This is a genomic window from Devosia sp., from assembly GCF_017307565.1.
GTDB lineage: Bacteria > Pseudomonadota > Alphaproteobacteria > Rhizobiales > Devosiaceae > Devosia.
Genome location: NZ_JAFKHD010000228.1, coordinates 1 through 8,099 on the forward strand (window position 1 = coordinate 1; position 8,099 = coordinate 8,099).

14 protein-coding genes are annotated in these 8,099 nt (G+C 59.7%); 4 read left to right on the forward strand and 10 right to left on the reverse strand.

Annotation, left to right across the window (positions count from 1 at the left end; all coding sequences use genetic code 11):
• From J0I64_RS07415 to J0I64_RS07460, 10 genes are all read right to left on the reverse strand, one after another.
• Positions 1 to 1,350, reverse strand: a 1,350-nt coding sequence (locus tag J0I64_RS07415) for a hypothetical protein (protein WP_291406958.1), incomplete at its 3' end; no start/stop codon positions are given.
• Between the two features lie 273 nt (positions 1,351 to 1,623).
• The gene (locus J0I64_RS07420) at positions 1,624 to 2,445 is read right to left on the reverse strand and encodes a tyrosine-type recombinase/integrase (protein WP_291406959.1); all 822 of its coding nucleotides are present in this window, start codon (positions 2,443 to 2,445) and stop codon (positions 1,624 to 1,626) included.
• Positions 2,446 to 2,570: 125 nt separating this feature from the next.
• Positions 2,571 to 2,984 carry a hypothetical protein gene (locus tag J0I64_RS07425; RefSeq protein WP_291406960.1) on the reverse strand — a complete coding sequence of 138 codons (414 nt, stop codon included), beginning with the start codon at positions 2,982 to 2,984 and terminating at the stop codon, positions 2,571 to 2,573.
• The gene (locus J0I64_RS07430; protein WP_366933719.1) at positions 2,974 to 3,216 is read right to left on the reverse strand and encodes a DNA-binding protein; all 243 of its coding nucleotides are present in this window, start codon (positions 3,214 to 3,216) and stop codon (positions 2,974 to 2,976) included. The genes J0I64_RS07425 and J0I64_RS07430 overlap by 11 nt, the downstream gene beginning before the upstream one ends.
• Positions 3,216 to 3,398: a hypothetical protein gene (locus tag J0I64_RS07435; protein WP_291406961.1), complete on the reverse strand. Its 183-nt coding sequence runs from the start codon at positions 3,396 to 3,398 to the stop codon at positions 3,216 to 3,218. The genes J0I64_RS07430 and J0I64_RS07435 overlap by 1 nt, the downstream gene beginning before the upstream one ends.
• Positions 3,395 to 3,733 (reverse strand): hypothetical protein, encoded by a 339-nt coding sequence (locus J0I64_RS07440; RefSeq protein WP_291406962.1) that lies wholly within the window; start codon positions 3,731 to 3,733, stop codon positions 3,395 to 3,397. Before J0I64_RS07440 ends, J0I64_RS07435 begins: the two co-directional genes overlap by 4 nt.
• Positions 3,730 to 3,978 (reverse strand): hypothetical protein, encoded by a 249-nt coding sequence (locus J0I64_RS07445; RefSeq protein WP_291406963.1) that lies wholly within the window; start codon positions 3,976 to 3,978, stop codon positions 3,730 to 3,732. Before J0I64_RS07445 ends, J0I64_RS07440 begins: the two co-directional genes overlap by 4 nt.
• Positions 3,975 to 4,559, reverse strand: a complete 585-nt coding sequence (locus J0I64_RS07450) for a hypothetical protein (protein WP_291406964.1) — start codon at positions 4,557 to 4,559, stop codon at positions 3,975 to 3,977. The genes J0I64_RS07445 and J0I64_RS07450 overlap by 4 nt, the downstream gene beginning before the upstream one ends.
• Before the next feature lie 71 nt (positions 4,560 to 4,630).
• A complete protein-coding gene (locus J0I64_RS07455; protein WP_291406965.1) occupies positions 4,631 to 5,053 on the reverse strand; it encodes a hypothetical protein in 423 nt (140 codons plus the stop codon).
• Between the two features lie 85 nt (positions 5,054 to 5,138).
• Complete coding sequence (locus tag J0I64_RS07460) at positions 5,139 to 5,957, reverse strand: LexA family transcriptional regulator (protein ID WP_291406966.1); 819 nt, start codon at positions 5,955 to 5,957, stop codon at positions 5,139 to 5,141.
• A gap of 87 nt (positions 5,958 to 6,044) precedes the next feature.
• Here J0I64_RS07460 and J0I64_RS22610 point away from each other — a divergent pair, with 87 nt between their 5' ends.
• From J0I64_RS22610 to J0I64_RS07475, 4 genes are all read left to right on the forward strand, one after another.
• Positions 6,045 to 6,233 carry a helix-turn-helix transcriptional regulator gene (locus J0I64_RS22610; protein WP_366933717.1) on the forward strand — a complete coding sequence of 63 codons (189 nt, stop codon included), beginning with the start codon at positions 6,045 to 6,047 and terminating at the stop codon, positions 6,231 to 6,233.
• 110 nt (positions 6,234 to 6,343) lie between these two features.
• Positions 6,344 to 6,892, forward strand: coding sequence for a hypothetical protein (locus tag J0I64_RS07465; RefSeq protein ID WP_291406967.1), 549 nt, complete (start codon positions 6,344 to 6,346; stop codon positions 6,890 to 6,892).
• Complete coding sequence (locus tag J0I64_RS07470; RefSeq protein WP_291406968.1) at positions 6,889 to 7,071, forward strand: hypothetical protein; 183 nt, start codon at positions 6,889 to 6,891, stop codon at positions 7,069 to 7,071. Before J0I64_RS07465 ends, J0I64_RS07470 begins: the two co-directional genes overlap by 4 nt.
• Positions 7,068 to 8,099 (forward strand): DnaB-like helicase C-terminal domain-containing protein (locus J0I64_RS07475; RefSeq protein ID WP_291406969.1); only part of this gene is annotated, 1,032 nt, incomplete at its 3' end. The genes J0I64_RS07470 and J0I64_RS07475, both read left to right, overlap by 4 nt.

Consider the following 8,099-nt stretch of genomic DNA (forward strand, 5'->3'; position numbering starts at 1 on the left):
CAAGCGATGCAGGGCCGCCCGGTCGCCGCTCCGCTGACGGTCTACGACTGCTGTCCGATCAGCGACGGTGCCGCCGCCGTCATTCTCGCGAGCGAGCGCATCGCGCGCGCGCTGAGCGGTCCCAAAGTGTGGCTCGACGCCTGCTCGCTGGTTTCGGGCACCTATGACAGCCACTCCGATCTGGTTTCGTTCGACGCGACAAGGAGAGCGGCCGCCCGCGCCTATACGACGGCTGGTATCGGCCCCGAGGACGTCGGCTTTGCCGAGGTTCACGACTGTTTTTCGATCGCCGAGATTCTTCACAGCGAAGATCTCGGATTCTTCGAGAAAGGCGAGGGTGGCGCGCTCGTCCTCATCGAGCCCCGGAATGGGCGCGGGGCGGCGGGTCCGCTTGAGATCGCCTGCCTGCCAATGCTCGAAGACGGCCGGGTGGATGTAGCTTTGCCGGCAGACGGCGCGGGTATTGCCGAGCCGGTTGGCGACGACATCGACGATGCCCGTCAGTAGCTTCGCCTGCGCCCGCTGGCTTTCGGGAACCGGCTGGCCGACGAGAAAGCCATGGGCCCGCACGGTGCCGGCCCAGGTGCGGAAATGCTTGGAGCTGAAATCGGCGCCGGCATGTTCGGCGATATAGTCGTTGATGTCGCGCGAGGTGATGGCGCGATAGCCGTCTTCATCGCGATATTGAAAGAGGTGCTGGCCGGGCAATTCCTGCAGCGATTTGACCAGATGCGCCATGCGCCGGTCGGCCAGTTGCAGGTTCCACTGCTTGCCGGACTTGCCGGTGAAGCGGAATTTCATCGTCTGGCCGGAAATGGCGACGTGGCGATTGCGCAGGGTCGTCAGGCCAAAACTCTTGTTGTCGCGCGCATAGGTCGGGTTGCCGATGCGGATGAGGCTGTTGTCGAGGAGCCAGACGACCGAGGCGGCCACCCGGTCGAGCCCAAAGCTGCGGCGCCGCAGATCGGCCTCCACCTGGTCACGCAGGGCCGGCAGCGTTTCGGCGAACGCGACGAGGCCGTCGAACTTGGTATGGGCCCGCGAGGCGGTCCAATCGTCGTGATAGCGATATTGCTTGCGCCCGCGCGCATCGCGCCCGGTCGCTTGGATATGACCGCGCGGGTCGCCGCAGATCCACACGTCGGTCCAGGCGGGCGGAACAACGAGCGCCTCGATCTGATGGCGCTGCTGCGGCGAGGGGCTGTGCCCCTTGGCGTCGCGATAGGAAAAGCCGCGGCCGTGTCGCATCCGGCGCCAGCCGCTATCCTCGTCGCTCGAAAAATGCAGACCCGGCGCCGCACTGATTTCATCGGCGCGCATCCGATCCCAGACCACACTGCGAACAAGCATGTCGGCCTCCTTCCGCATCTGCCGAAAAATGCGGTGGGACGGCTTCGGGTTCCGGGAGAGGCGGTGGCGGCCAAACAAAAAGCCCGGCTTCCGAAGAAGCCGGGCTTGATTGGTCGGAGTAGAGTGATTCGAACACTCGACCCCCTGCTCCCGAAAAACGACTGAGGGGCTCAATTAGCGGGAAATGCCGGTTTTCCCAGCGTTTTGGAGGTCGAGAATCTCGTTTTGTTCCGCTAACCCTGTCGGAACCCTGTCGCCAGACCACGGTTTGTTCTAATTTGCCATCTTGCGGGGACGTGCCATCGCGGCGGCCGCTTCCTTCAAATGATTGGGGTGATAGTGCCCATAATTCTCCAACAGCGTCTGGAGGTTCAGCCCAAAATATCCGGACGCCGCATATGGGTCCATGCCGTTGATCATCGCCCACGTTATGGCTGTGTGCCGCAGGGTGTGGGGCACGACCTTTTCCCCCTCCAACTGGCATTCGGCGACTAGCCGACGAAAGGCGATATCCATTCGTTCGACGGGCTTGCCGTCAAACTCCACCAAGAATTTCTGGCCGTTCTTCTTCCAGCGCTTCATATGCGCCAAGAGCGGGCCGGGCAGTGGAATGGGTGGCTGACGTTTCTTTGTGGCCCTAACGCCTTGCCCTCGCCTGTGCCATAGGCCCTGCGTCAGGTCGACGTGCCCACGACCAAAAGCGCGCTCGAAACTGGCATTTAGGATCGCGCTCTTGCGCGTGCCGGTATAGGCAGCCACCAGGATCCAACGGGCCAGATGCTTTCGGCTTCCCCAGCCGTCTGCGCCCGAGACCTGTGTGCGTCGATATCGCCAGGCGGCCCAGACAAGCTGGGCAACTTCGTCGCGGGTCAGCCAGCGCTCGCGCGGCGGTGCCTTGGGCGGTAGCCAAACCGCAATCGGTCGATCCAGAAGCTGCTCCCGGTGAGCATGGTTGATGGCGGCGCGCAGCACTTCCAGATCAATGCGGCCGGAGCGAGCGTAGCCCACATACTTGAGGTAGGCTTGGCAACTGGCGGTTTTCAGGTCGGACATGGCGCCAGTGATCTTGATCTTGGGGCCCTTGCGGTCGCGCAAATCCTTATTGGCGACGTCAGGGTCTGCCCACCACCCTAGCAGGCGGTCAATGCGGGCGTTGGTGTCCTTCGGCCTCGCATGACCCGGCACGATATCCTGAGCGTATAGGGCGAGAACGTCGGCCGTCAGGACTTGAGCGGGATCACCACTGCTTGGCGCCGGCTCGTATTTTTCAAGGATGTAGTCGGCAAGCTGTCGTTGAGCTTCCTCAGCTTCATGCGCGCGGCATCCCGTGCTGTGTTTATTCGATCCGTCTCTGATGACCCAGACAGACGGCTCAGGCTTTCCGTTTCTGATGCGCCCCGGTTGGAGCCAGAGGCGCGCGCCTTTGCTGGTTGGACCACTTCGCATTTCTTCCGCATCTCCCGAATGGCGGCGGGGGTGACGAACCAGCGCCGGCCGATCTTTTCCATTATCAGCCGCCCACGGCTGGCCTCTGCCATCAGCGTATCGGGGCTAATGGCTCCTTTGAAGATGACCTTGCACGCCTCAGCGAGCGTAAGCGGCTCGTCGTCGGGTAATTTTGTGCTATCGCCCATCTGGTGTCTCAATGAACGCCTCAAGGATTTTTCTGCTCGCGACCCAACGCCGACCCACCTGGCGGGCAGGAAGATTTCCGGCCTCCAGCATGTGATAGGTCGCCTTTGTCGAGCGTCCGATCACCCTGGCAATCGCTGCGGCACCCCAAACAAGATCGAGTGGGACGTGATCCTGCGTCTCGCGGACGATCAGATCCATGGCGTCGAACGAGCCGATTGATTTCTCGTGCATCACGCGACCCTCCGCATGGTGATGTTCTTGGCCGGAACACGGTCCACGCCCTGCAAACTGATGGGGTTCAGGTCGAAGTCGGTTTCGATCTCGGCTTCTGGGTCGCCATCGATCTGGTCGACCAGGGCGATAAGCTGCTCGATCAGATCTTCGGCGCGCTGGCGGATTTCGGAGCGGGTCATGCTGCGCCAGCCAATCCGTCGATCAGGGCTTCAGGAGTGCCAGCGTCTTCGAGATAGTCCTGATCGAGGGCCATGTAGGCCTTGAGATAGCGGCCACGGACGGCGATGCCTTCTAGGTCTGGCACTTGCATGCGAAGGAGGGCATGAAACTGCTTGATCTCACGGCCAACGTACTGCCCGACCAAACCGTCGGTCGGTGCGGTGGCACTTGCGACCTTCAAGGCACAATGGTGCATGATCGCTTCAGACAGTGCCTCGTCGTGATAGGCGAGCGATCGAGCTGCTGCGCGCTGTAGAGCCGCAAATTTTGCGAAGGGGTACGTCATTCCGCTCATTGTTTTGGCCTCCCCACAAGGCTGGATTCGTCGCGCGAAATGACAATCGCGCAAACTGCCTGCTCAACACCCGGCAGCGTCATGTCGTGAACGATGTCTATGTGCTTGATGGAAGGGTCGAGCAGCATGGCATCGGCCCTGAACTGAGAGGCAAGCTCTCTCAGTTGAAGCTGCGGATTAGCGTTTGGGCCGACATTGCGGAAGACCCGGCTGAGAATGGGGGAGATTTCGGAAACCCTGCTCATGACGCATACCTCGCGTCGTCCGCAAGCAATCGTATTCCCTTTGCCACGCTATTGGCGGCGACCGCGATATAGTCGTCGGAAAACAGCGTCATGTCTCTTGCAACCATAGATGCCATGGTTGCCAAGCCTTCAAGTGTGGTGGGCGGAGTGCGCGCCCAGTCATCGCGCACCTTGCGATAGTGACGCTGCGCACCGACGAATGTACGCCGAATTTCGGCGATACCAGCGGCTTCATCCCACTCCTTGCCGGCCTTTAGCGCCTGTTGGTATCGCCGTTTCGCGTGATGGAATTCTGCCTCGACAATGGCTGGGTCGATTCCGCGCCGCAGAATTGTCGTTTTGGCGCGCTCCAGCTCCGCTCCTCCGATAGCAGAATAGTGTCTCCAGCCGACCAACCCAAATGGCCTGCTACCCAAGCGATCCTTGGCCTGTTCCTCCGCTTCATCCAAAAGGTCAAAGGTCTTGTCGAGTGCCTTTTCCGCCTGGAGCAGGAGGTTGAGGGCGATGGAGTTTGGGCAATCGCCCATTTTTGCAGCGGTTGTGCGAAAGGGGCCCCTGCTGCTAATAATCGCGGTATCCATTGAATGGCCTCCAGGTCTCATGGAGGCTCGGGGAGCGTTACAGCGCTTGCCCGAGCCGATTTGTTTCAGCGTCAGGCGGTAGCGGGATCAAAGTAGGCAAGGGCAGCATAGAGCAGGGCGCCAACCATGCCGCTGCCTCCAAACTGCGCGTTCTCTTCGGCGGCCAGCCTCAGCGCCTCGACGGCGCCGTGATGGGAGGTCGCAGGACGATCCCAAACATCGAGAATGCCCATTGGCGGCTGGTAGCTTTTCTCGGCGAAGGCGTCTCGCTCTTCGTCGGTTACGTCAGTGCGAGAGTAGGCCTCAAATGAGGCTAGGCCATCGCGATAGTTAGCAATCGCCTCGGCCAGAGGATCGTGCCGGATTTTGACCGGCAGGCTGCACATGTCCGATGCGCGAGCGGCATTCACATATGGAATGGCCATTGCGGCGCTGGCGATGACAGTGCCGGCTCCAGCGATTAGAGCTCGGCGGGTGAGTGATGGTGACGACATTTTGGGCTCCAACGGTTCGTGTTGAAGCCAATAATGCACGATGCATTAACTAAGTCAATGCGTCGTGCATTATTTATCCTAAAAATTAGACCCTTGAGATGCGCCCCACGACGCGGCCGAAGATCATTACATCTTCAAGTGATGCAGTCTGCATTGGGTGAGTTGCATTATCGGAGATGATCTGCACCTGCGGCGGCTCGGAGAAAAGGATCTTGGCCAATCGCTTTACGCGGGGCGTGCCGTCACCGTCGTGAAACACGTAGATGCCGTCCGAACCGAAAGCGTTCTGTTGGGTGTCGATGATCACCCGGTCTCCCGATTGGAATGTCGGATACATTGAATCGCCCACGATCGGCATGAAGATAGTGTCATCAGGAGACGCGTGGAGTTCGTATCGAAAAAATGCTTGCGGGAGGGTCCATTCCGCGACGACCTTGTGACCTACGACGGTCTCGCCGGCCTCCAGCTGCATAACTGCCTCGGCTCCAACGACACCCAAGCCAGCGCCAGCCTTTGCGTCGATCTCTGGCCGAGCACCTGGGGTGCGCCCGTAATACTTGGAGCCCGCGACGTAAGCGTTGTCCTCGTCGTCAAATTCGGGCTGGGGTGCATCGTTCTCTACCGCGGAGAGGGGAACCCGTTCGAGGTCGGGCTTGCCTCCCACCGTCATGGGCTCTTCACCTGTTAGGAGCCATGCGGGTCGCACCCGATACCAGCGGGCGTACTTTTCTGCCGCTTCGATCCGGAAAGCTCTGCTCCCGTTCTCATGGCCGATGTATGTGGCTCTGCTGATCCCCATCGACGCAGCAGCGTCCGAGGCGGTGGTGTATCCAGCTTTGACGCGCGCGGTTTTCAGTCGTTCTGAAGGCGTCATCTCATTCTCCGAAATGCGTGATTTGCTCACTTATGCATCATTTCGTGATGCGATGGGCATTGACGTGTCGTGATGCTTAACGCATTACTGATGTGAGTTCGCATTACGAGGCAGATCATGGTGACGCCGAAAGACGTCAAAGCGCTCCGAGCCCGGAAAGATTGGTCGACTTACGATCTTGCAAATGAGGTCGGGTGCAATCAGTCGACAATTTCCCGCATTGAGGCGGGTGGAAAATTCGGCGGGGTCATCGAAAAGTCCTTAGTTCGACTGATCGCTGCGCATCCCGAAAAGGAGCGTGCATGAGCCCTCAAACGCACGCTCGCGACGGCCCATCTCTGGTCTAACCCTCCAATTAATTCGGTCGGGCAGGCTGATGTGACAATCGCCGCCAGATCCAATCCAAGGAACAGGAAATGAAGCACGACTTGTTCGTGGACGGCGAAGCCATGTCCGACGACATGGACCGATTGGAAGCCCGGATGCGGGATCTGTGGGAGGTCGGAAAACCGCTCGCAGCTCTTGCGAACGAAGATCGGGCAGTGGCGGAAAAACTGCTGGGAAAGGCGGAAGCGCATCGACTTGCCGCCACCAAGAGCGGGGATCGTTTTCGATACCGCCCCCAGAGTACTCAAAAAATCGAATACCACTATGTCCATGCTTGGGGGCATTCATCCAGTCTCGGCGGATGGACGATAGAGGCCACCCAAAACGGCGTTAGGCGCGAGCTTGGCCGAGGGTTGAGCGACGAGCGATGTAACCTCATCGTGTGTGAGCTGGTCAAGCGCGGCTATCGCGTGGAAATCGTGCTCACCGAGGCCATGAAGCATCTGGGCGTCACTCGGTTGCCCGCCTTCGGCCGACATCCCGTCACTCCTTCAAAACCTAAGCCCGATCGGTCGCAGCGTTTTGCAATCATGGATCGGCTTATGAATTCCCGTCTTTCCGAAGGAGCGCGGCGATGAGCGATATCGTCACCTTTCCACGCCCAACGCTACCGCCAGAGGATCACGAACGGGAGCTGTGGTCCAACTTCGTCCTCGCCAAGAAGAAGGCCGAGGTCACATGCGACATCCGCGACGGCATTGCCGCCGGCAAAGCCTGGGCCGCCTGGCTCGACATGTTCAGGACCATTTGCCCGTGACTGAAATCCATAATGTCGATGTTGAGGTCGAACAGGCTTTGCTTGGTGCCATTCTCGTCAACAACGAGGCCTATCATCGGGCATCGGAATTCGTCTTGGCCGAACATTTTTACGAGCCAATCCATCGCTCGATCTATGAAACCATCGAAAAATTCGCCCGAGCCGGGAAGGCCGCCGACGAACTGACCATGCCGCCGCATCTGCCGGAGCTGGTGTTCGATAAGCTGACGATGAAGAACTATCTGGCTCGGCTAGTGATTGGGGCGACGTCAGTCGTCAACGCTCCCGATTATGCCAAGGTCATTCGCGATCTGGCAGTGCGTAGATCACTTTCGGAAATCGGCGGCATGATCCATTCGGAGGCCGTAAATCGGATATCCGAATTCAGTCCCGATGAGCAGATCGAAGAGGCCGAAAAGCTGCTTCACGAACTGGCAAAGCGGGGGCGAACCCAGAAGGGGTTCCAGTCCTTCTCCAGCGCCTTGGCAGAGGCGGTCACCACGATAGGCGAGGCCTACCGTCGAGATGGCGGGCTATCAGGCTATGCCACCGGTTTCGTGGACCTTGATCATCTGATGGGTGGGTTGCAGAAGTCGGATTTGATTATCCTGGCGGGGCGCCCTGCTATGGGCAAAACGGCACTTGCCACCAACATCGCTTTCAACATCGCCAAGAAGTTCCGGCCAACCCTCGATGGCGCAGGCGTTGCCGCAATGGATGGCGGCCGGGTGGCGTTCTTCTCGCTGGAGATGAGCGCAGGGCAGCTGGCAGTGCGCATCCTGTCTGAACAGGCGGGCATCTCGTCGTCCGACCTGCGCCGTGGGCGGATCCATGAGAGTCAGTTCAGCCGCCTTGTCGATGTCTCGCGAGAAATCGAGGGGGCACCACTCCACATCAATGACCGCGGTGGGGTGAGCGTCCACCAGCTGTTTGCCGAGGCGAGACGATTGAAGCGCACCAAAGGCCTCGACGTGATCGTCATCGACTATCTGCAGCTGCTCTCTGGCTCACGGCGTTCGTCGGATAGC

What these genes read in the sequence shown, in the direction of transcription:
- J0I64_RS07425 (WP_291406960.1), bottom strand. Translation starts at nt 2,984, where the DNA reads ATGGGCGATAGCACAAAATTACCCGACGACGAGCCGCTTACGCTCGCT.
- J0I64_RS07430 (WP_366933719.1), bottom strand. Translation starts at nt 3,216, where the DNA reads ATGCACGAGAAATCAATCGGCTCGTTCGACGCCATGGATCTGATCGTC.
- J0I64_RS07435 (WP_291406961.1), bottom strand. Translation starts at nt 3,398, where the DNA reads ATGACCCGCTCCGAAATCCGCCAGCGCGCCGAAGATCTGATCGAGCAG.
- J0I64_RS07440 (WP_291406962.1), bottom strand. Translation starts at nt 3,733, where the DNA reads ATGAGCGGAATGACGTACCCCTTCGCAAAATTTGCGGCTCTACAGCGC.
- J0I64_RS07445 (WP_291406963.1), bottom strand. Translation starts at nt 3,978, where the DNA reads ATGAGCAGGGTTTCCGAAATCTCCCCCATTCTCAGCCGGGTCTTCCGC.
- J0I64_RS07450 (WP_291406964.1), bottom strand. Translation starts at nt 4,559, where the DNA reads ATGGATACCGCGATTATTAGCAGCAGGGGCCCCTTTCGCACAACCGCT.
- J0I64_RS07455 (WP_291406965.1), bottom strand. Translation starts at nt 5,053, where the DNA reads ATGTCGTCACCATCACTCACCCGCCGAGCTCTAATCGCTGGAGCCGGC.
- J0I64_RS22610 (WP_366933717.1), top strand. Translation starts at nt 6,045, where the DNA reads ATGGTGACGCCGAAAGACGTCAAAGCGCTCCGAGCCCGGAAAGATTGG.
- J0I64_RS07465 (WP_291406967.1), top strand. Translation starts at nt 6,344, where the DNA reads ATGAAGCACGACTTGTTCGTGGACGGCGAAGCCATGTCCGACGACATG.
- J0I64_RS07470 (WP_291406968.1), top strand. Translation starts at nt 6,889, where the DNA reads ATGAGCGATATCGTCACCTTTCCACGCCCAACGCTACCGCCAGAGGAT.